We start from the raw sequence: 23,460 nt of genomic DNA on the forward strand, positions 1-23,460 counted from the left end.
GGGCCACGCTCAGCCGCGGGGGTCGGCGGGCAGCAGGATCGAGCACTGCCCGAACACCGCCTCGCGGACCTCGTCGTCGTCGCAGTCGTACTGGACCCGGAGCTCGACGTCGGGGTCGCCGGAGACGAGCCGGTCGAACGCGTCGGCGACCTCGCGCAGGTGGCGCGGTTCGGCGATCCCGCGCCCGAAGTGGCCCATGCAGACCAGCGAGACGTCGGGCTCGAGCGCGGCCAGGCGGGCCGTGGAGCGGGCGAAGGCCGCCAGGTCAGACTCGTCGGCCTGGGCGTAGATCGGGCCGGTGTTGATCGTGTCACCGCCGAAGAGCAGCCCGTCGCGGTCGTCGAGCAGGCAGATCGAGTCCGGGCTGTGGCCCGGGGTGTGCAGCACGGTCAGGGTGCGGCCGCCGAGGTCGACGACGTCGCCGTCGTGCAGCGCGACCGGGGCCGGGCCGCGGGGCGGACCGGGACGCACCCAGGCCTCGGCGTCGAACCCCTCCGGCAGCTCGCGGGGGTCGGAGTCGTCGCCGAGCAGGTGGAAGAAGCGCCGGTCGAGGTCGCGGTAGGGTCCGGCGGCGTCGAGCAGGGCGCGGGTGTACGCGAGGTAGGACGCCCGCTCGGCCGGCGTGGTCCCGGCCTCGAGCAGCGGCACACCGAGGGCGTGGATCGCGACGGTGTCGAACTCGGCGTTCCCGCCGGTGTGGTCGAAGTGGTGGTGGGTGTTGACCGCCTCGACCGGCAGGCCCGCGGCCGCCTCGACCACCGGCCGGACCGGCGCGATCCCGAGTCCGGTGTCGAGCAGCACCGCGCGGTCCCGCCCGGCGACGAGCCAGCCGTTGACGTGGGTCGGCTCCGCGACCAGCCACACCCCGGGCGAGACCGGCCGGACGTGGAGCCACGGCCGCGCCACTCAGGCCTCGGTGAGGATGCGGGGCCCGTCGGGGGTGATCGCGATGGTGTGCTCGGCGTGGGCGGCGCGGCTGCCGTCGGCGGTGCGCAGCGTCCAGCCGTCGGGGTCGTGGCGGTAGTCGTCGCCGCCCCCCGCGTGCAGCATCGGCTCGATCGCGATGACGAGGCCGGGCCGGAGCTTGAGGCCCTTGCCGGGGCGGCCCTCGTTGGGGACGTGCGGCTGCTCGTGCATCGCGCGCCCGACGCCGTGGCCGCCGTGGTCGGCGAGCATCCCGTAGCCGGCGGGCCGGGCGACCCCGGCGACGGCGGCCCCGATGTCGCCGAGCGTGTTGCCCGGCCGGGCCGCGGCGATGCCCGCGTACAGGGCGCGCTCGGTGGTCTCGATCAGCGCGAGGTCGGCCGGGTCGGCGTCCCCGACCACGTAGCTGATCGCGGCGTCGCCGCACCAGCCGTCGAGGAAGGCGCCGATGTCGATGCTCACCAGGTCGCCCTCGGCGAGGGCGACGTCGCCGGGGATGGCGTGGACGACGGCGTCGTTCACGCTCGAGCAGATCACGCCCGGGTAGGGGGACGGTGCGAAGTGCGGGTGATAGTCGAGGAAGGCCGGCGTGGCGCCGTGCGCGCGCATCACGTCGTGTGCTGCGGTGTCGAGCTCCTTGAGCGTCACGCCGGGGGCGCTGGCGGCGCGGACCGCGTCGAGGCAGCGGGCGACGACCCGCCCCGCCTCGCGCATCGCGTCGATCTCGCCGGGGGACTTGAGCTCGATGGTCACGTGGCGCCTCACCGCCGCGACACTAGCCCGACGACGGGGGCGGGTGTCGAGGGTGCGGACGCACGGCGTCCGGGCCGTGAATGACACCGCTGTAGTTCATCCCCACTGTGGACAGTCCCTGTGGACAACTCGCGACGGACCTGTGAGCCGGATCGTCCCGTGGGCGTCCCGGGCCGGGGGTATCCGCCGGGGACCGCCACCCCCGCACCCCCGAGGAGTACCCCCGTGACCGCAGGCCGCTTCAGCGGAAAGGTCGTCGTCGTCAGCGGCGGCGGCTCCGGCATCGGCGCCGCGACGGCGCACCGCTTCGCCGCCGACGGCGCCACGGTCGTCATCACCGGCCGGTCGGCCGACAAGCTCGAGAAGACCGTCGCCGACGCGCCCGCCGGCTCCACCGTCGTCGCGAAGCCGGCCGACACCTCCGACGAGCAGGCGATCACGCACCTCGTCGACGAGGTCGCCCGCGAGCACGGCCGGCTCGACACGCTGGTCAACAACGCCGCCGTCGCCGAGCCGGGCACCGTCACCGATCTCGATGCCGACAGCTGGGCCCGGGTCATGGCGATCGACGTGAACGGCGTCTTCTTCGCCTCCAAGGCCGCGCTGCCGCACCTCACCGCGACGAAGGGCAGCATCGTCAACGTCGGGTCGGTGTCCGGCCTCGGCGGCGACTGGGGGATGGCCGCCTACAACGCCGCCAAGGGGGCCGTGGTCAATCTGACCAACGCGATGGCCCTCGACCACGGCGGCGACGGCGTCCGCGTCAACGCCGTGCACCCCAGCCTCACGGTGACCGACATGAGCGCGGGCATCCGCGAGGACGAGGACACCGTCGCGAAGTTCCGCGACCGGATCCCGATGGGCCGGCCCGCGGAGCCCGCCGAGGTCGGCGACGTCATCGCCTTCCTGGCCAGCGACGACGCCCGGTTCGTCAACGGCGCGCACGTGCCGGTCGACGGCGGCCTGGGCGCCTCGAACGGCCAGCCCAGGATGTAGGTGGCCTCCGGCCTTGTGAGCACTTTCTGGTGCTATAGCGACAGAAAGTGCTCACAAGCGCGCCAGCGCACCTACAGGAACTCGTACTCCGACGGGTCCAACCGCTGCGTCGCCTTCTCGTACTCGACCATGTAGCCGGGCCAGTTGGTGACGATGCGGCCGGACTCGTCGCGGTACCAGGAGTCGCACGCGAGCCAGGCCGTGCCGCGGAAGCGCTGCTGGACGTCGCGGTCGTACTCCGCCTCGACGTCCGCCCGCACGTCCACGGCCGCGGCCCCGCGCTCGTCGGCCTCCTCGAGCGCCGTCCGCACGTACCGGGCCTGCGCCTCGAGGTAGACGATGATCGAGCCGCCCGACGTGTTGGTGTTCGGGCCGTACAGCACGAACAGCGACGGGAACCCGGGCACCGTCATGCCCAGGTGGGCGTGCGGCCCGTCGGACCAGGCGTCCCGCAGCGACGTCCCACCCCGCCCGTGGATCTCCATCGGGAACATGAACTGGGTCGTCCGGAACCCGGTCCCCCAGATGATCGTGTCGACGCGGTGCAGCGCGCCGTCGGCGGTCCGCACGCCGTCGGCCTCGATCCGCTCGACCGAGTCGGTGATCACCTCGACGTTGTCGCGCTGCAGGGCCGGCAGCCAGTACGAGCTGAACAGCACCCGCTTGCACCCGAACGTGTAGTCCGGCCACACCTTGCGGCGCACCTCGGGGTCGCGCAGCTGCCGGCGCATGAACCACTTCGAACGGAACGAGATCAGCCACCCGAACGACCGCGGCGTGCGGATCGCCGCCGTGAGCGACTCGAGGTAGATGTTCTTCAGCCCCCACCGCCGGATGCGCTGCAGGTAGGGGAGCGTGAGCAGCGCCCGCACCGGGCGGGGGTAGGGCACGTTGCGCCGCGGCAGGAACCAGTTGCCGCTGCGCTGGAACACCGAGAGCCGGCCGACCTCCGGGGCGATCTCCGGCACGAACTGCACCGCGCTCGCCCCGGTGCCGATGACGGCGACGCGGCGGCCGGTGAGGTCGTGGTCGTGGTCCCACTCCGCGGAGTGGAAGGTGTGCCCGGCGAAGTCCTCGCGGCCCGCGATGTTCGGGATCGAGGGCTGCGCGAGCTGCCCGGTGGCGACGACGACGGCGTCCGCGGTCCAGGTCCGCGCCTCGCCGTCGGTCTCGGCCTCGATCCGCCAGTGCCGCGCCTCGTCGTCCCACCGGCACTCGCTCACCCGGGTGTTCGGCACGACGAGCTCGGCGACGCCGTGCTCGGCCGCGACGGTGCGCAGGTAGTCGAGGATCTCCGACTGCGGGGAGCACAGCCGCGACCAGTTCCGGCGCTGGGCGTACGAGTACGAGTACAGGTGGCTGGGCACGTCGCACGCCGCGCCCGGGTAGGAGTTCGCCAACCACGTCCCGCCGATGCCCGAGGCGGCGTCGAGGATCACGACGTCGGTGTAGCCGTGAGCTCGGAGCTCGATGGCGGCCCCGATGCCACCGAACCCCGCACCGATGATCACCACGCGTCTAGCCACTGGTCGAGCCTCCGTCTCCCCGTGTCGTGACCCGGAACCTAAGGGCATCCTGATCTCGTGGCTGAACGAGTACTGGTGTTCGACGGTGACTGCGGGTTCTGCACCCGCAGCGTCGGCTGGGTCCGCGCCCTGGACCGGCACGGCCGGATCGAGGTCCGGCCCTACCAGGAGCCGGGCGCGCCGGAGGCGGTCGGGACGGACACCGCCACGTGCGCCGAGGCCGTCCAGTGGCGGGGGCCCGACGGGCACCGCCTCGCCGGGGCGGCCGCGGTCAACGCCGTGCTCGACACCGTGACCGGCACGCGCGTCCCCTCGACGGTCTACCGCGCCACCGCCGGGCTGCAGGAGCGGGTCTACCGGTGGGTCGCCGACCACCGGTCACGCTTCCCCGGGATGACGCCGTACTGCCAGTCGCACCCGGGGTCCTGCGCCCGGTGATCACGTCAGCGGTGAACCATCGCAGACACTGGATGTCAGCGATGCGACACCGCTGACGTCCCCAGCGCCGCCGTCACCTGCCCCGCCAACGACATCAGCAGCGCGTCCTGCTCCCGCGCCGCCACGAGCTGCACGGCCCGCGGGAGCCCCGCGCCGGTGTCGACCGGCAGCGTCACCGCGGGCTGCCCGGTGTGGTTGAACAGCGGCGTGTGCGCGTAGAAGCGGCCCATCGAGGTCAGCGTCGCCACCCCGTTCCGGCGGGTGCCGTGCGCCGGCCCGCCCCAGCGGTCCACCCGCGGCGCCGGGCCCCGCATCGTCGGGGTCAGCAGGACGTCGACGCCGAGCTCGTCGAGCAGCCGTGCCCCCCACCGCCGGCCGTGGCGCACCGCCGCCCGCGCCGCCGCCGGCGGCACGAGCGAGCCGGCGCGCGCGAGGTCGCGCAGCCGGTCCTCGAGCAGCTCGGGGTGGTCGGCGGTGGCCGCGGCGTCGTGCAGCCCGCGAAGGATCCGGGTGGTGACGCCGAGCGCGGCGGCCTGGGCGCGGTCGGGACGGATCCGGACCGGCCGCACCCGGTGCCCGGCCGCGGCCAGCGCGTCCGCGACCAGGCGCACCGCGCCCGCCACGTGCTCCTCGAGCGGCAGCGGCGGGGCGAGCGGCAGCGGGTCGACCGCCACCCCGACGCGCAGCAGGCCCGGTCCGGACCGGAGCGCGCCCCGTAACGAGGACGGGAAGTCGCCGATCGCGTCGAGGTAGTCCGCGGCCAGCCCGAGGTCCCGCGTCAGGCAGCCCTGAGTGGACAGGCCCCACCAGCCGCCGCTCGACGGCATCGTCCCGTGCGTCGGCTTGAACCCGGGCAGCCCGCAGCACGCCGCCGGGATGCGGATCGACCCGGCCCCGTCGCTCGCGGTCGCGATCGGCACCACCCCCGCCGCCACCGCGGCCGCCGACCCGCCCGACGACCCGCCGGGGGTCCGGCCGAGCGCCAGCGGGTTGCGGGTGACGCCGTACCGCGCCGAGTCGGTGACCCCGAACGCCGCGAGCTCGGGCAGCGCGGTGCGCCCGATCGGCACCAGCCCCGCCCGGTGCAGCGCCGCGACCAGCTCCCCGTCCGCGGGCGCCGGCCGGTCGAAGGCCCGGCCGCCCCACCCGGTGACGTGCCCGGCGGAGTCGACGTCGTCCTTCACGGCGATCGGCAGCCCGAGCAGCGGTGACTCCTCGCCCGCGGCGCGACGGCGGTCGGCGTCCCGGGCGGCGGCGAGCGCCGCGGAGTCCTCGCCGTCGTCGATCTCGACGAAGGCCCGGAGTGCTGGCTGCACCTCCCGGGTCGCCTCCACCGAGGTCAGCTGCTCCACAGCGGCGCAACCTAGCGGCATCATCGGCGGGGTGTTCCTGCTCGCCACCGTCCCACCGCCGCTGCGGGGCGTGGTGCGCCGGCTCGTGGCCTACGACGAGACGAGTACGGAACCGCTGCGCCGACGCCAGGCACCGACCCCGACGTGCACGCTCGTCCTCGGGCTCGGCGAGCCGCTGCGGGTCGACGGCCGCGCGCTGGGCTCCTTCCTCGACGGCCTGTCCGACGCGGCCGCGGTCACCGAGTTCCGCGGCCACCAGGCCGGGGTGCAGGTCGACCTCGCGCCGCTCGGCCTGCTCCGCCTGCTCGGCGCGCCCGGCCGCGAGGTGACCGGCGCCCCCGTCGTCGCCGACGACCTCGCCGCCCTCTCGCCCGCCGGCGCCGCGCTCGCCGCCCTCCCCGCGCGGCTCGGCGAGCTCCCCGACCCGGGCGCCCGCCTCGCGCTCGTCACCGCCACGCTCACCGACCTCCTCGCCGACTCCGTCGCGGCGCCCGACCCCGAGGTCGCCCACGCCTGGCGTCGGCTCGAGCACGCCGGCGGACGGGTCCCCCTGCCCGCACTCGCCGCCGAGGTCGGCTGGAGCCGCCGTCACCTCTCCCGCCGCTTCGCCGCCCAGGTCGGGCTCGCCCCGACGACGACGGCCCGCGTGCTGCGGTTCCGGTGCGCCGCGGACCTGCTCGTGCCCCGTCCGGGCGAGCCCGCCGGACCCGCCCGCCGCATCGCCGACGTCGCGCAGACCGCCGGTTACGCCGACCACGCCCACCTCGACCGCGAGTTCCGCGCCCTCGCGGGCTGCACCCCGCAGGACTACGTGGCGGGGTGGGCGACGGCGGGCGTCGACCCGCGCGAGGTCGTGCACGGCTGAGGTCCCCGACGTCCAAGACACCCGCACCCGCGGTCCGGACGATGGGCGTCGTGATCGTGACCACCCTGCGCAGCGACGACGTCCTCGCCCACGCCCGCTTCCTCACCGACGTCCTGGGGCTCGTCCCCGGCCACCTCTCCGAGGGCCACGCCGAGCTCTTCTGGGGCGACGGCGCGGTCCTGCTCGGCCCCCGGCGCCCGGACGACCCCTGGGACACCGGGCGGGCGGTGACCTACCTCGTCCTCGAGGACCCCGACGCCCACCACGACCGCGTCGCCGCCGCCGGCGGCGAGGTCGTCATGGGGCTCACCGACCAGTCGTACGGGTCCCGCGAGTTCGCCGTCGTCGACGGCGAGGGCAACCGGTGGTCGTTCGGCACCTACCGACCGGTGCCCCCGGGTCGCTGAGCGCCCGGCGTCACCGTGCGGGCACGCGGCGTACGGAGGCTTCCCCGGCGCGCCGACCTGCCCCACCATGGCCGCTCCGATCCGACGCCGACGCACACCGAGGGGCACCCCGTGGGCACCAACCTCAACCCGTACCTGCACTTCACCGACACCGCCCGGGCCGCGATGGAGTTCTACCGCGACGTCTTCGGCGGCACGCTGAACGTCATGACCTTCGGCGACATGGGCACGCAGGGCCCGGAGGCCGCCAAGGTCATGCACGCCCAGCTCGAGACCCCCAGCGGCTTCGTCCTCATGGCCTCCGACACGCCGGAGGGCATGAGCCGGCCCACCGGCGCCGGCATCTCGGTGAGTCTGTCGGGCGACCAGGCCGAGGAGCTGCGCGGCTACTGGAAGGGCCTGTCGGAGAGCGGCACGGTGACCATGGCGCTCGAGAAGCAGATGTGGGGCGACGAGTTCGGCGCCTGTACCGACCGCTTCGGTGTCGACTGGCTGGTCAACATCGCGGGCTCGGCCGCCTGACGCGTCTCAGTCCCAGCGGTGGAAGCCCTGGCCGGACTTCCGGCCGAGCTCTCCCCGCGCGACCTTGTCCCGCAGCAGCTGCGGCGGCGCGAAGCGGTCGCCGAGCTCCTCGGCGAGGTGCTCGGCGATCGCCAGGCGGACGTCGAGCCCGACGATGTCGGTCAGCTCCAGCGGCCCGACGGGCCACCGGTAGCCCAGCCGCATCCCGGTGTCGATGTCCGCCGCGCTCGCCACGCCCTCCTCGAGCATCCGGATCGCCTCGAGCCCGACGGCCACGCCGAGCCGTGAGGTGGCGAAGCCCGGGGCGTCGTCGACCACGATCGCGGTCTTGCCGAGGGCCTCGACCCACCCGCGGGCCTGCTCGACGACGTCGTCGTCCAGCCCGGACGGGCGGATCAGCTCCACGAGCTTCTGCGCCGGCACGGGGTTGAAGAAGTGCATCCCGACGAGCCGGCCATGTGGCAGTTCCCGACCGATGCCGCCGACCGAGAGCGAGGAGGTGTTGGTCGCGAGCACGGCGTCCGGGCAGCGCCGCGCCGCGGCCCCGAGGATCTCCTGCTTGAGGTCGACGCGCTCGGGGACGGCCTCGACGACCAGGCCGGTGTCGGGCGGGAGGTGATCGACCCCGACGACGATCGTGGTGGCGTCGACGAGGCCCTCGACGTCGGTGCCCTCCGGGAGCTTCCCGCGGTCCGCGGCGCCCTGCAGCGACTGCTGGAGGGCGCGGCGCGCGGCTGCGGCCCGGTCGTCGTCGCTCTCGACGACGGTCACCGCCGCACCCGCCGTCAGGAACACGTGGGCGATGCCGGCGCCCATCGTCCCGCCGCCGATCACTCCCACGCGGCTGGGCAGACTCCCCATCGGCGCTCCTCCTCGGTCGTGTGTTTCGCCACGAGTACCCGCCTGGCGGCTGCCCTGCGCGCGGCGCACACACTCCGGGCCGCCACGACCAACGTCCCGGCCACACCTGCGCGCGCCACGTCGGTCGAGCGTCCGCTGCCGGCGGCGCGGAGCACGTGGGAGCGCCTCGTGAACTCGGCCGGCCGGCCCGCCGAGTGGACCGTGGCGGCTGGCCGGGCAGCCGTGGTGGCCCACTCGGCGTCGGTGGCCGATCGCGGTGCCGGCCGAGTGGACCCCGGTGGTCGGCGCAGCAGCCGTGAGGGCCCACTCGGCGACGGTGGCCCATTGCGGTGCTGGCCGAGTGGACCCCGGTGGTCGCCGCGCCAGCCGTGAGGGCCCACTCGGCGACGGTGGCCGAACACGGGCCGGTCGAGTGGACCCCGGTGGTCGCCGCGGCAGCCGTGAGGGCCCACTCGGCGACGGTGGCCGAACACGGGCCGGTCGAGTGGACCCCGGTGGTCGCCGCGGCAGCCGTGAGGGCCCACTCGATGGCGGTGGCCGAGCTCGTACCCGGTCGACGGGACCGCTCGAGAGTGTGCGCCCCGCGCAGGTCCCCGCAGGAACGACCCGCATCGTCGCTCGAGTGTGTGCGCCACGCGCAGGTCCCCGCTCGCCCCCGACAGCAACTCCGCACGGGGCGGTTGCGCCACCCCGCGCGGTGCGGCACCATCGTCTACCGAACGAACATTCGGGCGGAAGGTGGTCACGGTGTCCGTGTCCGACGAGACGACGAGGCTCGCGACGGCCTCGACGCCGGACGGCGCCTCCGATGCGCCGGCAGGGCTGGAGCGCGAACTGGAGGACGCCTTCGAGGCCACGGTGGCCGGTGAGGGCCGCGTCGAGCCCCGGGACTGGATGCCCGAGGGCTACCGGAAGACGCTGATCCGCCAGATCGCCCAGCACGCCCACTCCGAGATCATCGGGATGCAGCCGGAGGGCAACTGGATCCTCCGGGCGCCCAGCCTGCGTCGAAAGGCGATCCTGCTGGCCAAGGTGCAGGACGAGGCCGGCCACGGGCTCTACCTGTACTCGGCCACCGAGACTCTCGGCGTCGACCGGGCCGAGCTGACCGAGAAGCTGATCGACTCGAAGCAGAAGTACTCGTCGATCTTCAACTACCCGACGCTGACGTTCGCCGACATCGGCGTCATCGGCTGGCTGGTCGACGGCGCCGCGATCTGCAATCAGGTCCCGCTGTGCCGGTCGAGCTACGGGCCGTACGCCCGGGCGATGGTGCGCATCTGCAAGGAGGAGTCCTTCCACCAGCGGCAGGGCTTCGAGCTGCTGATGACACTCATGGCCGGCACCGAGGCGCAGCGCGAGATGGTCCAGGACGCGGTGGACCGCTGGTGGTGGCCTTCGCTGATGATGTTCGGTCCGGCCGACGGCGACTCCCCCAACACCCGGCAGTCGATGGCCTGGCGGATCAAGCGCCACACCAACGACGAGCTGCGCCAGCGCTTCGTCGACATGACGGTGCCGCAGGCCGCGGCGCTCGGCGTGACGCTGCCCGACCCCGAGCTGCGCTGGAACGACGAGCGGCAGGCGCACGACTTCGGCGACATCGACTGGACCGAGTTCACGGCCGTGGTCAAGGGAGCGGGCCCGTGCAACGCCCAGCGGCTGGCCCACCGCCGGGCGGCGCACGAGGGCGGGCAGTGGGTCCGGGACGCGGCGAGCGCGTACGCCGCCAAGCAGGCCCGCCGCGAGGCCGGGGAGCAGGTCGCATGAGCATGTCCGACGACACCACCGCGCACGTCGAGGGCGACCCGGCGACGGACCTCGGCACCGGCACCCCGCAGGCCACCTGGCCGCTCTACGAGGTCTTCGTGCGCGGCAAGCGCGGGCTCAACCACGTCCACGTCGGGTCGCTGCACGCTCCCGACGACCGCATGGCCCTGCACAACGCCCGCAACCTCTACACGCGGCGCAACGAGGGCGTGAGCATCTGGGTGGTCCGGGCGGACGCGATCACCGCGTCGAGCCCCGAGGAGAAGGACCCGTTCTTCGCGCCCTCGGGCGACAAGGTCTACCGGCACCCGACCTTCTACTCCATACCCGACGACGTCCCGCACCTGTGAACGCCGTGGACACCGAGGACAACGTCTACGACGCCCTGGCCGCCGCCGACCACGACGGCCGCTGGGCCCACGGCGCGGGCTTCGACGAGACCGTCGTCGAGGTCACCGCCCCGGCCCCGGAAGGGGTCGACGTCGGGGACCTGGCGACCTACTGCCTGATGCTCGCCGACGACGCCCTGGTCGCCTCCCACCGTCTCTCCGAGTGGGCGACGCACGCCCCCGAGCTCGAAGAGGAGGTCGCGCTCGCGAACATCGCGCTCGACCTGCTCGGGCAGGCCCGGGTCCTGCTCTCCCGTGCGGGGCACCTCGGGGCGGCGGCGCGGTTCCGGACTCCCACCACGGCCACGCAGCTGGCCGACGAGGACGTGCTCGCCTACTTCCGCGACGACCGGTTCTTCCGCAACGTCACCCTGGCCGAGACCGACCTCGGGGACTTCGGTCGCACGACCGCGTGGATGCTCGTGTACTCGTCGTGGCGCCTCGCGCTCATGACGCGGCTGCGCGGCTCGGCCGACCCGGTGCTCGCGGCGGTGGCGGCGAAGGCCGTCCCCGAGCTGTCCTACCAGCGCGAGTACGCGGCCGGCTGGCTGCTGCGCCTCGGCGACGGCACCGAGCTCTCCCACGCGCGGGCGCAGGCCGGCCTCGAGGACGTCTGGCCGTTCGTCGAGGAGCTGTTCCTGACCCACCCGGTCGAGGCGCGGCTCGTCGCGGCCGGGGTCGCCGTGGACCCGGCGGCGTTGCGTGCCGACGTCGACTCCGACCTCGCGCAGGTCCTGCCCGCGGCGACGCTGACCCGCCCCGAGCGCCCCGCGGTGGGGCTCGTCGGTGGCCGGGGCGGCCGCGACGGGGTGCACACCGAGGCGCTGGGACGGGTGCTCGCCGTCATGCAGTCGCTCGCCCGCGCGCACCCGGACGCGACGTGGTGAGCGCGGTCGCCCGGGGCTCGGTGTGGGACGTCGCCGCCGAGGTCACCGACCCCGAGATGCCGATGCTCACGCTGGCCGACCTCGGGGTGCTGCGCGGCGTCGAGGCGCACGACGACGGGTCCGTGGTCGTCACGATCACCCCCACCTACGCGGGGTGCCCGGCGCTCGAGGCGATGCGCGACGACCTCCGGGCGCGGCTCGCCGAGGCCGGCCACCACGACGTCGAGGTGCGGACCACGCTGAGCCCGCCGTGGACCACCGACTTCCTCACCGACGAGGGGCGACGGAAGCTGGCCGAGGCGGGCGTGGCGCCGCCGGCGCACGTCGGGCCGCGGTCGATCGGGCCGGTCCCGTTGACCCTGGCCCCGCCGGCCGCGCGCGTCGCCTGCCCGCGGTGCGGGAGCGCCGACACCGAGGTGCTCTCCCGGTTCGGGCCCACGGCCTGCACGGCGCTGCGCCGCTGCCGGGCCTGCCGGGAGCCCTTCGAGCACATGAAGGACATCTGATGAGCGCGCCGACCACCGAGCCGTCGACCGGTGCCGACGACGCGCCCGCAGGCTTCCACCGGCTGCGGGTCGCCGACGTCGACCGGCTCACCGACGACGCCGTCGCGGTCACGTTCGACGTCCCCGGCGAGCTCGCGGAGACCTTCGCGTTCCGCGCCGGGCAGTACCTCACGCTGCGCCTGCCGACGCCCGACGGCGAGGAGCGCCGCTCGTACTCGATCTGCGCTCCGGAGGGGGCCGCCCCGCGGATCGGGGTCCGGCGGGTGGAGACCGGGCTGTTCTCCGAGTGGCTCGTCGACCGGCTCACCGCCGGCGACGAGCTCGAGGTCGGACCGCCCGAGGGCCGCTTCACCCCCGACCCGCGGCCTGGCGAGCACCACACCCTCGTCGCGGCCGGGTCCGGGATCACCCCGGTCCTCTCGATCGCCGCGACCGTGCTCGCCGCGCACCCGGACACCCACGTGACCCTGCTCTACGGCAACCGCCGCACGGACACCGTGATGTTCGCCGAGGAGCTGGCCGACCTCAAGGACCGCTACCCCGCCCGGCTGCAGCTCGGGCACGTGCTCTCCCGCGAGCCGGTCGAAGCGGAGATCTTCGCCGGGCGGCTCGACCGCGAGAAGCTGCACACCCTCCTGACGTCCCTGGTCCCGACCCCGCAGGTCGACCACTGGTGGCTCTGCGGCCCGCTGGAGATGGTGACCGGCGCCCGGGACCTGCTCGCCGAGCTCGGGATCGGGCGCGAGCGCGTCCACGCCGAACTGTTCTACGTCGACACCCCGCCGCCGCGGCCGGTGCGCCACGAGGACGTCGACGCGGACGCCGAGGGGGCGGAGGCGACGATCGTGCTGCACGGCCGGTCGGTCACCGCGACCCTGCCGCGCGACCGGTTCGTGCTCGACGCCGCCCAGAAGGTGCGCTCCGACCTGCCGTTCGCCTGCAAGGGCGGGGTGTGCGGCACCTGCCGGGCGAAGGTCGTCTCCGGCCGGGTCGACCTGCAGCGCAACTTCGCCCTCGAGCCCGAGGAGATCGAGGCCGGGTTCGTGCTGACCTGCCAGTCGGTGCCCGTCTCCGACGAGCTCGTCATCGACTACGACGTCTAGAGGAGAGCCCATCGTGGTGGTTCCCAGCTACCTGGCCGGCGCGTGGCAGGAAGGATCGGGCGACGGCCGGGCGATGTTCGACGCCGTCACCGGCGAGGAGGTCGGCCGCCTGTCGACCAGCGGGCTCGACCTCGCCGGGGCCGCGTCGTACGCCCGGACCGTCGGCGGGCCGGCGCTGCGCGACCTGTCGTTCCACCAGCGGGCCTCGCTGCTCAAGGCGCTCGCCGGACACCTGCGCGAGCACCGCGACGAGCTGTACGCGGTCTCCGCGCGCACCGGCGCGACCCTCGGTGACTCGAAGTTCGACGTCGACGGCGGCGTCGGGGTCCTGGCTGCCTACGCCTCGAAGGGCAAGCGCGAGCTGCCCGCCGGGTCGGTGCTGCTCGACGGTGACGTCGAGCCGCTCTCGAAGGACGGCTCCTTCCTCGCCCAGCACGTCATGACGCCGCTGCGGGGCGTCGCGGTGCAGGTCAACGCCTACAACTTCCCGGTGTGGGGCCCGCTGGAGAAACTCGCGCCGGCCTTCCTCGCGGGCGTCCCCTCGATCATCAAGCCCGCCACCCCGACGGCGTTCCTGACGGCGGAGCTCGTGGAGCTCGTCGTCGGGTCGGGCCTGCTGCCGGAGGGCTCGGTGCAGTTCCTGGCGGGCTCGGTGGGCGACCTGTTCGACCACCTCACCGAGCAGGACCTCGTCTCGTTCACCGGCTCCGCGTCGACGGCCCAGCAGCTGCGCACCCACCCGGTGCTCACCGCCCGCGCGGTCCGCTTCACCGCCGAGGCCGACTCGCTGAACTGCTCGGTCCTCGGTCCCGACGCCGGGCCGGGCACGCCCGAGTTCGACCTCTACGTCCGCCAGCTGGTCACCGAGATGACCGTGAAGGCCGGGCAGAAGTGCACCGCCATCCGCCGCGCGTTCGTGCCGGGCGAGCACCTCGACGCGGTGGCGGAGGCCGTGATCGAGGGCCTCGGCCGCGTCACCGTCGGGAACCCGTCGAACCCGGACGTCCGCATGGGCGCCCTGGCCGGGCTCGAGCAGCGCGAGGAGGTCCGGCGCTCGCTCAAGGCGCTCACCGACTCCGCCCAGGTGCTGTTCGGCTCCCCCGACACCGTCGAGGTGGTCGACGCCGACGCCGAGCGGGGCGCGTTCCTCTCCCCGGTCCTGCTGCGCGCCGACCCCAACACCGCCGCGGTGCACGAGGTCGAGGCGTTCGGGCCGGTGTCCACCCTGGTGCCCTACTCGTCCACGGCGCAGGTGGTCGACCTCGCCGCCCGCGGCCAGGGCTCGCTCGTCGGGTCCGTCGTCACCGGGGACCCGGAGTTCGCGCGCGAGGTCGTCCTGGGCGTCGCGCCGTGGCACGGCCGGCTGCTGGTGCTCGACCAGGCCGACGCGAAGAGCTCCACCGGGCACGGCTCGCCGATGCCCCAGCTCGTCCACGGCGGCCCCGGCCGGGCCGGCGGCGGCGAGGAGATGGGCGGCGTGCGCGGGATCACCCACCACATGCAGCGCACCGCGGTCCAGGGCTCCCCCGACATGCTCACCGCGATCACCGGGCGGTGGACGCCGGGCTCGGCGCGCACGACGACCGAGGAGCACCCGTTCCGCAAGCACCTCGAGGCGCTGCGGGTCGGCGACACCGTCGTCGGCGGGCCCCGCACGGTGACCCAGGACGACGTCGAGCACTTCGCGGAGTTCACCGGCGACACCTTCTACGCGCACATGGACGGTGCCGCCGCGGCGCAGAACCCGTTCTTCGGCGAGCGCGTCGCCCACGGCTACCTGGTGGTGTCCTTCGCAGCGGGCCTGTTCGTCGACCCGGCGCCGGGCCCGGTGCTCGCCAACTTCGGCGTCGACTCGCTTCGGTTCCTCACCCCCGTGAAGTTCGGCGACGAGCTGACGATCACGCTGACCGCCAAGCAGATCACCCCCCGCGACACCGCCGCCTACGGCGAGGTCCGGTGGGACGCCGACGTCACGAACCAGTCCGGTGACTCCGTCGCCCGCTACGACGTCCTCACGCTCGTCGCCAAGGAGGCCCCGTGACCGAGGCGATCGCCACGTCCGTGCGCCGGATGTGGGACGACGACGCGGCCTCCCGCAAGCTCGGGATGGAGCTCCACGCGGCGTCCGACGGCGCCGCGCGGCTGACCATGACCGTCACCTCGGACATGGTCAACGGGCACGGCATATGCCACGGCGGCTACCTGTTCCTGCTCGCCGACTCGGCGTTCGCGTGCGCCTGCAACAGCCCGGGCCCGGTGACGGTGGCCGCCGGCGCCGACGTCGTCTTCGTGACCTCGGCGCGGGAGGGCGACCGGCTCGAGGCCGTGGCGACCGAGCGCAGCCGCCACGGCCGCAGCGGCGTGTACGACGTCACCGTCCGCCGCCCCGTCGACGACCAGGTCATCGCCGAGTTCCGCGGGAGGAGCCGCACGATCCAGCGCTCGTGAGGCTCACGACCGCAGGGTCCGGCTGGGCGAGCAGCCGAAGGCGGCCCGGTAGTCCACCGAGAACCGGCCGGCGTGGGCGAAGTCCCAGCGGGCGGCCACGGCGGACACCGTGTCCCCCCGCGTGGGGTCGGCCGCGCGCAGGTCGCGGTGAGCCCGGTCCATCCGCACCTGCTTGAGGTAGCCGAGCGGGCTGACGCCCCGGTGGGTGCGGAAGGAGTGCTGGAGGGCGCGGGCCCCGATGCGGGCCGCGCCCGCGATGTCGGCGAGCCCGATGGGTTCGTGGGCGTGGGCGTCGACGAACTCCGCCGCCCGCCGCACCGCGGCCGGTTCCGCGCCCGCGGCCACCACCGGCCTCGGATCGGTCGACGCGTCCAGCGCGGTGTTGGGGAACATCGCCAGCAGACCGGTCGCCAGCAGGCGGAACGCCTCCGCGCGGACCAGCGACGCCGCGGCGACCTCGGGGTCGGCCAGGACGTCGTCACGGACGTGGGCGACGGCCGCGTTCCAGTAGCGGACGGCCGCGTCGGAGACGGGCCGCAGCCCGGTGAAGACCAGGGCCTCCGGCGCGATCCCGCTCATCGCGGCCGCGTGCGCCACCACGCGGTCCCGGTCGAGGACGAGCAGGCCGAGGTCGACGTCCTCGCCGGTGGCGCGCCGGAGGTCGTGGGGCGGCACGAGACAGAGGTCGCCGGTCCGGGCGCGCAGCTCGCCGCGGGCGGTCTCGAACGTCCGACGACCCGCGTGGACGTGCTCGACGCACAGCAGGTCCCCGAGCGGACCGTCCCAGCTGATCGTCGCGCTGGACCGCCAGCGCGTGACGGCGAGCCCGTCCATGACGAACGCCTGGTGGTGGAAGACGAAGCCGTCCGTGTCCCCGGAGATCCGGACGTCGCCGGTCAGCCGGTAGCCGTCCCGGACGACCTGGGCGGCCTCCTCCGGATCGGTGGTGGAGAACCCGCTGCGGAACGTGCCGCGCTCCGGCTCGACCGTCGCCGCCACGTCAGCGGGTCCCGCCGCCGACCGGGTGCCGGTTCGTCACCATGCGGTGAGTCTCCCGGACGACCGGGCCCGTGTCCCCCGCCGAACCGGTCCGAGGACCCTGGGCGGGAACCACCACCGCGGTCACCATCCGGGGGGTGAGCGTCCCGGGTGTCGCGCCGGTCGGCCGGACGCGCGCGCTGGCCGGGGCCGTCCTGCTGGACCTCGCCGTCAGCCCGTTGTTCGCCTGGGACGTCTTCACCGACTCGTTGCGCCGGGACCTCGGCGTCTCCGACGCCCTGCTCGCGGGGGTCTTCTCGGTCGGCCTGGTCGCCTTCATGGCGGGGGTGCTGCTCGGCGGGCGGGCCGCCGACGCGGCCCCGCCGCGGCGGCTCGCGCTGGTCGCGCTGGCCGGCACCGTCCTCGGGCTCCTCGGCACCGGTGCTGCGCCCTCGGCCGGCGTGCTGGTGGTGGCCTTCGGCGTCCTCGTGGGCGGGTCCACCGGGCTCGGCTACGCCACCGCGGTGCGGGTCGCCGGGACCGTGGCCGCCCGGCGCGGTCTCGCGCTCGGCGTCGTCGTCAGCGCCTACGCCGTCGGCACCGCGGCGCTGGCGCCCACCGCCTCGGCGCTGCTCGCGCTGCTGGGTCGCGGCGGGACGTTCGTGGTCCTGGCCGGGGCGCTCGGCGGGATCCTCCTGCTCGCCGCCGTCCTCGTCCCCGGGACCCGACCGACCGCGGCGCCGAGGACCACGCGGAGCACCCGGGCTCGCCCGAGCGGCGCCGTCGTCGCGCTGTGGGCGGCCTTCGGGCTGGGCAGTGCGCCGGCCCTCGCGGCGTTCGCGCAGGCCGGAGCCCTCGCCGCCACCCCGGGCGCCGTCGCGCTCGCGGTGGCGCTGCTCAACGTCGGCAACTTCGCCGGGCGGCTCGTCGTCGGCCCGCTGTCCGACCGGCTCGGACGGCCCGCCGCGCTGCACGCCGACGCAGCCCTGCTCGTCGCCGCCTGCGTCCCGTTCGCCCTCGGCGCGGCCGGGCCGGCCGCCCTCGTCGCGCTGCTGGTGCTCGGCCTCCAGTACGGGGCGCTCTCGACCCTCGTCCCGGCCGCGACGGCGGACGTGGTCCCCGGGGAGCGCTTCGGCACCACCTACGGGCTCGTGTTCACCGGCTGGGGGCTCGCGGGACTGGTCGCGCCGGTCGGTGCCGCGGCCCTCGCCGTCGGGATCGGCCTCGACGGGGCGTACCGGGCCTTCCTCGTCGTGGCGGCGCTCGCGTGGGGCGGCGTCGTCGCGTACGGGAGGTCCGGCGGGTCGACGGGGCGACCGTGACCGAGGCGCCGAGCGACCGACTATCGACGGCTCTGGTCGGCCGAGCTATGTCCATCTAGGCTTACCGTTCGTGCGAGCGAACATAGATGGCGCGATCGGGTTGCTGGGCGACCCGAACCGGCGCGCCATCTTCGAGCTGCTCGCCCGGCGCCCGAGCGCGGTGGGCGAGATCGCCGCGCAGCTCCCGATCAGCCGGCCCGCGGTGTCCCAGCACCTCAAGGTCCTCAAGGACGGCGGGCTGGTGGTGTCGCGGGCCGAGGGCAACCGCCGCGTGTACCGCCTGGACCCGCAGGGGGTCTCGGCGCTGCGGGCCTGGCTCGACGGCGTGTGGGAGCACGCGCTGACGAGCTTCCACAAGTTCGCCGAGCAGACCGTCGCCGACGAGATCGGCACCGACCCGGACGAGGAGCCGCCATGACCACGCCGATCCCGCCGATCGAGGGCAAGACCACCGTCGACGTCAGCCGTGACCGCGCCTTCGAGCTGTTCACCGCGTCGATCGGCTCCTGGTGGCCGCGGCAGTACCACATCGGTGCCGCCGAGGTCGCCGACATCGTCCTCGAACCCCACGAGGGCGGGCGCTGGTTCGAGCGCGGCGTCGACGGCACCGAGTGCGACTGGGGCCGCGTCCTGAGCTGGGAACCGCCCGAGCGGGTGCTGTTCACCTGGCAGATCGGCGGCGACTGGCAGTTCGACCCGGACCCCGCGCACGCCGCCGAGATCGAGGTCCGGTTCCACGCCGACGGTCCCGAGCAGACCACCATCGAGGTCGAGCAGCGCCACTTCGAGCGCCTCGTCGCCGGCGAGGACGTGTACGGCGCCATCGAGCACGGCGGCGGTGGCTGGGTCGCCCTGCTGGCGGCCTACGCCCAGCTCGTAGCCGGGCAGAGCCGGCCGTGAGCGACACCGACGCGATCCGTCTCGCCCAGGACGAGCGCACCGACCTGGCCGACCTGCTCGCCGGGCTCACCCCCGAGCAGTGGCACGCGCCCACCCTCTGCACGAAGTGGCGGGTCCGCGACGTGGTCGCCCACATCGTCAGCTTCGACCACCTCGGACCGGTCGGACTGGTCGGCCGGTTCGCCCGGGGCTGGTTCGTCCCCGACCAGGTCAACGAGGTCGGCGTGCGGGACTGCGCGACGCTCTCCACCGACGAGCTGCTCGCGACGTTCAGGGCCCGCGTGCGGCCCGCCGGGCTCACGGCCGGCTTCGGCGGACGCATCGGGCTGGTCGACGGCCTCATCCACCACCAGGACATCCGCCGGGCCCTCGGCCTCCCCCGGACGGTGCCCGCCGACCGCCTCGCCGCGACGCTGCCGTTCGCGCGCGTCGCGCCGCCGATCCGCGCCTTCTCCCGGGTCCGCGGGCTGCGGCTCGTCGCCACCGACCTCGACTGGAGCTCCGGGAGCGGCCCGACCGTCGAGGGCCCGGCCGAACCCCTGCTGATGGCCATGGCCGGTCGGGCGCACGCGCTCGACGAGCTCTCGGGTCCGGGCAGGGCCACGCTGACCGAGCGTCTGATCGGATGACCGCGGCGGGCTGAGTCGGCCCCGCCGGAGCAGGGACGGCATCTCGCCGATCGCGCGCTGCTGGACGGTCACGGGCGGTCGGACTCGGCCTCGTCGTCGGTCGTCGACCCGCCATCGCCTTCCGCGGAGTGCGGCGCGGGCTTCCGGACCCGCGTGCGGTGGACCCGACGGAGGATGGCTGCGACCACCAGGGCCGCCAGCGCACCGAGGAACCACGGCTCGTAGCGGCGCACGGTCGTGTAGATCGCGTCGATGTGGGGTGGCACTTCCTGCCGCCTCGTGGGACTGGTTGGCGTGCTCGGAGCGGGCCTGTGAGCTGTTGCGGGTCGCGGAGGTCGAGGGGCCCGATGGTGCAACCGCGTGGCTAGACAGCCGCGGCATCCCGTGGGTGCGAGTAGCAGCTCCTCGGGACAGGATGCCGAGTTCATTGCCGAGGACCCGCGTCGGGCAGTACTCCGGGGTCAGCGCCCTCAGGACCTTGACAGGTGCTCTCCTTGGGGGCCGTTGGCGGCGGATGCCTCGCCTCCTGGCGCTGTACTTGGTCAGCCCGCGGGGCTTGAACACCGAGAGCACGACCGCTCCGAACAGGAGCAGCAGCGCAGCGAGACCGTGCACCTGTCGCAGGCTCGCGCACGAGGCCGGCCGACGCCCCTTCGACGCTAAGCGCCCTGAAGGGACTCTCGTCTCCCTCATGCGCCGTTGACACTCACCGTTGATTAGGTGAGCCTGCCCATACTCGGGCGAGGATGCCCATGGCGTTGGGAGAGAAAGGGCGTATGGGCGAGGGACAAACGGTGCTGCCGGGCATCATCGCGGGGGCGACGATCCTGCTGGGCCTGCCACTCGGGAGGCTCCGCTCGCCGGCTCCAGGCACCCGCGTCGGCCTCAACGCTGTCGCGGTAGGGATCTTGATCTTCCTGCTCTGGGACGTGCTGAGCCACGCGTTCGAGCCGGTAGACACTGCCCTCGGCGCTGTGCACGACGGTTCAGGTGGGCTCGGTCCGGTCTTCGGGTACGGGGTGCTGTTCCTGCTGGGTCTGGCGGTGGGGTTCGGGTCGCTGATCGCCTACGAACACTGGCTGGGCCGCGCCGACAGCGGTGTGTCCGGAGAAGGCGATCATGGTGCAGCCCGTCCGGCGAGACGCGGGGGCGGCCCGGGGGCGATGGCCGCCACCGACACGCCGACCCGGGCCACGCCATGGTCCCCGGCGCGACGGCTCGCGCTGCTGATCGCAGTCGGGATCGGGCTGCATAACTTCGGAGAAGGCCTCGCGATCGGCGGCAGCGCCGCCACCGGCGAGATCGGGCTGGCCGTGCTGCTGGTCATCGGCTTCGCGCTGCACAACGGCACCGAAGGCTTCGGCATCGTTGCCCCACTGGCAGCCGCCGAAGATCGACCCGGGTGGGGGTTCCTCCTGCTCATGGGCCTCATCGGGGGCGGCCCCACGGTGCTGGGCACCATCGTGGGGCACCAGTTCACCAGCGACACCCTGAGCGTCCTCTTCCTGACCCTCGCCGCCGGGTCGATCCTCTACGTGGTGCTGCAGCTGATCGGGTTGACCAGCCGCGGCGGCCACCGCAACGCCCTCTATCTGGGGGTGTTCGCCGGCCTGGCGATCGGATTCGTCACCGACATGATCGTGACCGCAGGCGGCGCCTGACCAACGTCGCGACCTGCACACCTGCCGACGGTGCGCTTCGCCCGGCCAAGCTATGAGCCCTTGTCGCCGCCACCGGCCGGGCGCGGTCCCCCGCTACCCGGCCGGTGCTACCGACGCCGGCTCAGCCCTGCTTGAGCAGGGACTGCATCTCGCCGATCTCGCGCTGCTGGTCAGCGATGATCGAGTTGGCCAGGGCCTTGGCCTGGGGGTTGAGCCCCTGGGCGAGCTCGGTGCGCGCCATGGTGATCGCGCCCGAGTGGTGCTGGATCATCATCTGCAGGAACGCCTGGTCGAACGCCGGGCCGGTCGTGCCGGCCAGCCCGGACATCTGCGCGTCGTCCATCATCCCGGGCATGCCGGCCCCGGCCGCCATCCCGGGTATCCCCGGCATGGCGGTGGCGCTCGGCGACACGGTCGGCGCCCCCCACGCGGCGAGCATGGTGTTCATCTGTTCGATCTCGGGCCCCTGAGCCCCCTCGATGCGGCTGGCCAGGTCATTGACCTGTGCCGAGGCAGCCCGAGTGGTGGCTTGGCTCGCCATTGCGATGGCCTGGGCGTGGTGCGGGATCATCGACTGCGCGAACGTGACGTCGGCGGCGTTGTGCTCCGCCGCCACCGGCGCGGCCGTGGGACTCGAGGGGCTCGCCGGGACGGGCGCGGGAGAAGTGCTCGAACAGCCGGCGAGGGTCAGAGCGCCGGCGAGGACGGCGACCACGAGGCCGCCGAGGACACGACAAGACATGGTGCAGGTCTCCTTCGACGAAGGTGGAACCGCGCGCGAGCACCGTGGCGCGCGGAGGAGACGACTCGTGAGAGCGGGCGCCGCCCGGAACCTGATGGAGCCGGGCGGTGGGCCGGTCTAGAGCCGCAAGACCTGCAGTTGAGCCAGACGACGTGGCACTGGAGGACCACGCGGTGGCGCGGAGGACAACAGGTCGGAGGGGCTCAGCCCCTCGTGACCAGACCGCCCTCGGGCCAGCTTGCGCAGCGAGACCATCAGAAGCGCCACCGCGGCGACCAGCATCGCCAAGCACATCCCGAGCATGTCGGTGGCTAGCCCGTGCTCCCCCACGCCACCGTGGCTCGTCGCACCCATCAGCTGGAGCGGCTGGCCGAGCTCGGGTTCGCGTTGGGACGCCGCCGACGGCGCGGCGACAACGTGAACGTCGCCATGGCCTGTCGCAGCAGCCGCCGACAAGGTCGTGCTCGGCGTTGGGGCGGTACCGCAACAGGCGTCGCCGGTCGGCAACTGATGCATCGCGACGAGCCCGACGATCAACGCCCCGAGTAGAGCTAGGCGCGCTACTACGCCGACCTCATCGCGCTGCCTCCGACCGCGAGGCAACGCGGTTCGAGCCCTGCTGTTGCGCCTGATACCAGCGCACAGACTCGCGGGACTCACGCCCAACACCCTACGAACCGCCCGACTCCGCACAAGCGCGGCCGTCGGATGACCGGCCGTGCTCGTCTCATCCGTCACGAGCGATCGGCCTAGGCCTCGTCGTCGGTCGTCGACGACCCACTATCGCCCACCGCGGAGTGCGGCGCGGACCCCCGACCCCGCCTTCGGTAGACCCGACGGAAGATGGCGGCGAGCGCCAGGGCCGCCAGCGCACCGAGGAACCACGGTTCGTAGCGCCGCACGGTGGTGTAGATCGCGTCGATGTGGGACCCGGCCAGGTCACCGAGGGCGGTCCAGAGCCCGACCCAGAGGACCGCGCCCAGAGTGTTGAAGCCCAGGAACCGGCTCCAGCGCATCCCGGAGAGCCCGGCGATGATCCCGTTGGCCTGCCGGAGCCCCTCGACGAACCGTGCGACGACGATGACCTTGCCGCCGTGCCGGGCGAAGAAGTGCTCGGCGGCCTCGACGCGGGCCGCGGTCAGGCCGACGTAACGGCCGTAACGCGCGACGAGGCGGCGCCCCCCGAAGCGACCGATGGCGAAGCCCACGTTGTCCCCGGCGATCGCGGCGAGCACGCCGACGATGACCACCACCGGCAGGGACAGCCGACCCGCGCCCGCGTACACGGCGGCCGCGATCAGCACGGTCTCCCCGGGCGCCGGGACCCCGAAGTCCTCGAGGAAGAGCAGGACGGCGAGCGCGAGGTAGCCGTAGTGGTCCAGCACCGGAGCGAACGCCGCGAACACCCCGGGCAGCGGGGGCGTCACCGCGGCGCGGCGGGGGTGGTGCGGGCGACCCCGCCGTCGCCGTGACTTCTACTC

The 23,460-nt window shown here is 74.1% G+C and carries 26 protein-coding genes; 17 read left to right on the top strand and 9 right to left on the bottom strand.

Annotation, left to right across the window (positions count from 1 at the left end; genetic code table 11):
* Positions 1–9 precede the first annotated feature (9 nt).
* Both HH311_RS10520 and map read right to left on the bottom strand, forming a co-directional pair.
* Positions 10–906, bottom strand: coding sequence for an MBL fold metallo-hydrolase (locus HH311_RS10520; protein ID WP_169183587.1), 897 nt, complete (start codon positions 904–906; stop codon positions 10–12).
* Entirely contained in the window at positions 907–1,689 is a 783-nt protein-coding gene (gene map / locus HH311_RS10525) for a type I methionyl aminopeptidase (RefSeq protein ID WP_312030068.1), read from the bottom strand.
* Positions 1,690–1,902: 213 nt separating this feature from the next.
* On the opposite strand from map, the gene HH311_RS10530 reads away from it, so the two are divergent.
* A complete protein-coding gene (locus HH311_RS10530; RefSeq protein WP_169183588.1) occupies positions 1,903–2,673 on the top strand; it encodes an SDR family NAD(P)-dependent oxidoreductase in 771 nt (256 codons plus the stop codon).
* Positions 2,674–2,744: 71 nt separating this feature from the next.
* Here HH311_RS10530 and HH311_RS10535 read toward each other — a convergent pair whose 3' ends face one another.
* A complete protein-coding gene (locus HH311_RS10535) occupies positions 2,745–4,199 on the bottom strand; it encodes an NAD(P)/FAD-dependent oxidoreductase (RefSeq protein ID WP_312030069.1) in 1,455 nt (484 codons plus the stop codon).
* A 57-nt stretch (positions 4,200–4,256) separates the two neighbouring features.
* Here HH311_RS10535 and HH311_RS10540 point away from each other — a divergent pair, with 57 nt between their 5' ends.
* Positions 4,257–4,637 (top strand): thiol-disulfide oxidoreductase DCC family protein, encoded by a 381-nt coding sequence (locus HH311_RS10540; RefSeq protein WP_169183590.1) that lies wholly within the window; start codon positions 4,257–4,259, stop codon positions 4,635–4,637.
* Positions 4,638–4,672: 35 nt separating this feature from the next.
* On the opposite strand, the gene HH311_RS10545 is transcribed toward HH311_RS10540, so the two are convergent.
* The gene (locus HH311_RS10545; protein ID WP_169183591.1) at positions 4,673–5,989 is read right to left on the bottom strand and encodes an amidase; all 1,317 of its coding nucleotides are present in this window, start codon (positions 5,987–5,989) and stop codon (positions 4,673–4,675) included.
* A 31-nt stretch (positions 5,990–6,020) separates the two neighbouring features.
* Here HH311_RS10545 and HH311_RS10550 point away from each other — a divergent pair, with 31 nt between their 5' ends.
* From HH311_RS10550 to HH311_RS10560, 3 genes are all read left to right on the top strand, one after another.
* A complete protein-coding gene (locus HH311_RS10550) occupies positions 6,021–6,854 on the top strand; it encodes an AraC family transcriptional regulator (protein WP_169183592.1) in 834 nt (277 codons plus the stop codon).
* A gap of 50 nt (positions 6,855–6,904) precedes the next feature.
* On the top strand, positions 6,905–7,261 hold the full coding sequence (locus tag HH311_RS10555) for a VOC family protein (protein WP_211190066.1): 357 nt from the start codon (positions 6,905–6,907) through the stop codon (positions 7,259–7,261).
* Positions 7,262–7,372: 111 nt separating this feature from the next.
* On the top strand, positions 7,373–7,783 hold the full coding sequence (locus tag HH311_RS10560; RefSeq protein ID WP_169183594.1) for a VOC family protein: 411 nt from the start codon (positions 7,373–7,375) through the stop codon (positions 7,781–7,783).
* Between the two features lie 6 nt (positions 7,784–7,789).
* Here HH311_RS10560 and HH311_RS10565 read toward each other — a convergent pair whose 3' ends face one another.
* Positions 7,790–8,644 carry a 3-hydroxyacyl-CoA dehydrogenase family protein gene (locus HH311_RS10565; protein ID WP_169183595.1) on the bottom strand — a complete coding sequence of 285 codons (855 nt, stop codon included), beginning with the start codon at positions 8,642–8,644 and terminating at the stop codon, positions 7,790–7,792.
* Between the two features lie 822 nt (positions 8,645–9,466).
* On the opposite strand from HH311_RS10565, the gene paaA reads away from it, so the two are divergent.
* Genes paaA through paaI form a run of 7 tightly spaced genes read left to right on the top strand, consistent with a single transcriptional unit; the run spans position 9,467 to position 15,747 of the window.
* Positions 9,467–10,414, top strand: coding sequence for a 1,2-phenylacetyl-CoA epoxidase subunit PaaA (gene paaA, locus HH311_RS10570; protein WP_169183666.1), 948 nt, complete (start codon positions 9,467–9,469; stop codon positions 10,412–10,414).
* Positions 10,411–10,764 carry a 1,2-phenylacetyl-CoA epoxidase subunit PaaB gene (paaB, locus tag HH311_RS10575; protein ID WP_211190067.1) on the top strand — a complete coding sequence of 118 codons (354 nt, stop codon included), beginning with the start codon at positions 10,411–10,413 and terminating at the stop codon, positions 10,762–10,764. Before paaA ends, paaB begins: the two co-directional genes overlap by 4 nt.
* Positions 10,761–11,690, top strand: a complete 930-nt coding sequence (gene paaC, locus HH311_RS10580; RefSeq protein ID WP_396027433.1) for a 1,2-phenylacetyl-CoA epoxidase subunit PaaC — start codon at positions 10,761–10,763, stop codon at positions 11,688–11,690. The genes paaB and paaC overlap by 4 nt, the downstream gene beginning before the upstream one ends.
* Positions 11,687–12,196: a 1,2-phenylacetyl-CoA epoxidase subunit PaaD gene (gene paaD, locus HH311_RS10585; protein ID WP_169183596.1), complete on the top strand. Its 510-nt coding sequence runs from the start codon at positions 11,687–11,689 to the stop codon at positions 12,194–12,196. The genes paaC and paaD overlap by 4 nt, the downstream gene beginning before the upstream one ends.
* Complete coding sequence (paaE, locus tag HH311_RS10590; RefSeq protein WP_169183597.1) at positions 12,196–13,299, top strand: 1,2-phenylacetyl-CoA epoxidase subunit PaaE; 1,104 nt, start codon at positions 12,196–12,198, stop codon at positions 13,297–13,299. Before paaD ends, paaE begins: the two co-directional genes overlap by 1 nt.
* A 10-nt stretch (positions 13,300–13,309) precedes the next feature.
* Positions 13,310–15,340 (top strand): phenylacetic acid degradation bifunctional protein PaaZ, encoded by a 2,031-nt coding sequence (gene paaZ / locus HH311_RS10595; RefSeq protein WP_169183668.1) that lies wholly within the window; start codon positions 13,310–13,312, stop codon positions 15,338–15,340.
* Positions 15,341–15,369: 29 nt separating this feature from the next.
* Positions 15,370–15,747, top strand: a complete 378-nt coding sequence (gene paaI, locus HH311_RS10600) for a hydroxyphenylacetyl-CoA thioesterase PaaI (RefSeq protein ID WP_169183669.1) — start codon at positions 15,370–15,372, stop codon at positions 15,745–15,747.
* A gap of 3 nt (positions 15,748–15,750) precedes the next feature.
* Here the strand turns inward: paaI and HH311_RS33210 are convergent, their stop codons facing one another.
* The gene (locus tag HH311_RS33210) at positions 15,751–16,746 is read right to left on the bottom strand and encodes a helix-turn-helix domain-containing protein (RefSeq protein WP_312030070.1); all 996 of its coding nucleotides are present in this window, start codon (positions 16,744–16,746) and stop codon (positions 15,751–15,753) included.
* Positions 16,747–16,883: 137 nt separating this feature from the next.
* Between HH311_RS33210 and HH311_RS10610 the strand changes: the two genes are divergently transcribed.
* From HH311_RS10610 to HH311_RS10625, 4 genes are all read left to right on the top strand, one after another.
* Complete coding sequence (locus HH311_RS10610) at positions 16,884–18,047, top strand: MFS transporter (protein WP_169183598.1); 1,164 nt, start codon at positions 16,884–16,886, stop codon at positions 18,045–18,047.
* 70 nt (positions 18,048–18,117) lie between these two features.
* On the top strand, positions 18,118–18,465 hold the full coding sequence (locus HH311_RS10615) for a helix-turn-helix transcriptional regulator (protein WP_169183599.1): 348 nt from the start codon (positions 18,118–18,120) through the stop codon (positions 18,463–18,465).
* Positions 18,462–18,947, top strand: coding sequence for an SRPBCC family protein (locus HH311_RS10620; RefSeq protein ID WP_169183600.1), 486 nt, complete (start codon positions 18,462–18,464; stop codon positions 18,945–18,947). Before HH311_RS10615 ends, HH311_RS10620 begins: the two co-directional genes overlap by 4 nt.
* Positions 18,944–19,576: a maleylpyruvate isomerase family mycothiol-dependent enzyme gene (locus HH311_RS10625; protein WP_312030071.1), complete on the top strand. Its 633-nt coding sequence runs from the start codon at positions 18,944–18,946 to the stop codon at positions 19,574–19,576. Before HH311_RS10620 ends, HH311_RS10625 begins: the two co-directional genes overlap by 4 nt.
* A 68-nt stretch (positions 19,577–19,644) precedes the next feature.
* Here the strand turns inward: HH311_RS10625 and HH311_RS10630 are convergent, their stop codons facing one another.
* A complete protein-coding gene (locus HH311_RS10630; protein ID WP_169183601.1) occupies positions 19,645–19,842 on the bottom strand; it encodes a hypothetical protein in 198 nt (65 codons plus the stop codon).
* A gap of 486 nt (positions 19,843–20,328) precedes the next feature.
* Between HH311_RS10630 and HH311_RS10635 the strand changes: the two genes are divergently transcribed.
* The gene (locus tag HH311_RS10635; RefSeq protein WP_248292388.1) at positions 20,329–21,237 is read left to right on the top strand and encodes a ZIP family metal transporter; all 909 of its coding nucleotides are present in this window, start codon (positions 20,329–20,331) and stop codon (positions 21,235–21,237) included.
* 121 nt (positions 21,238–21,358) lie between these two features.
* On the opposite strand, the gene HH311_RS10640 is transcribed toward HH311_RS10635, so the two are convergent.
* Both HH311_RS10640 and HH311_RS10645 read right to left on the bottom strand, forming a co-directional pair.
* Positions 21,359–21,853, bottom strand: a complete 495-nt coding sequence (locus HH311_RS10640) for a DUF305 domain-containing protein (RefSeq protein ID WP_312030072.1) — start codon at positions 21,851–21,853, stop codon at positions 21,359–21,361.
* An 875-nt stretch (positions 21,854–22,728) separates the two neighbouring features.
* Positions 22,729–23,406, bottom strand: a complete 678-nt coding sequence (locus HH311_RS10645; protein ID WP_169183603.1) for a DedA family protein — start codon at positions 23,404–23,406, stop codon at positions 22,729–22,731.
* Between the last annotated feature and the right edge of the window lie 54 nt (positions 23,407–23,460).

It is taken from the genome of Actinomycetospora sp. TBRC 11914, from assembly GCF_012933465.1.
Taxonomy (GTDB): Bacteria; Actinomycetota; Actinomycetes; order Mycobacteriales; family Pseudonocardiaceae; genus Actinomycetospora.

Coding starts and splice junctions, on each gene's coding strand:
- HH311_RS10565 (WP_169183595.1), bottom strand. CDS start 8,644: ATGGGGAGTCTGCCCAGCCGCGTGGGAGTGATCGGCGGCGGGACGATG.
- paaB (WP_211190067.1), top strand. CDS start 10,411: ATGAGCATGTCCGACGACACCACCGCGCACGTCGAGGGCGACCCGGCG.
- paaE (WP_169183597.1), top strand. CDS start 12,196: ATGAGCGCGCCGACCACCGAGCCGTCGACCGGTGCCGACGACGCGCCC.
- paaI (WP_169183669.1), top strand. CDS start 15,370: ATGTGGGACGACGACGCGGCCTCCCGCAAGCTCGGGATGGAGCTCCAC.
- HH311_RS10620 (WP_169183600.1), top strand. CDS start 18,462: ATGACCACGCCGATCCCGCCGATCGAGGGCAAGACCACCGTCGACGTC.
- HH311_RS10635 (WP_248292388.1), top strand. CDS start 20,329: ATGGCGTTGGGAGAGAAAGGGCGTATGGGCGAGGGACAAACGGTGCTG.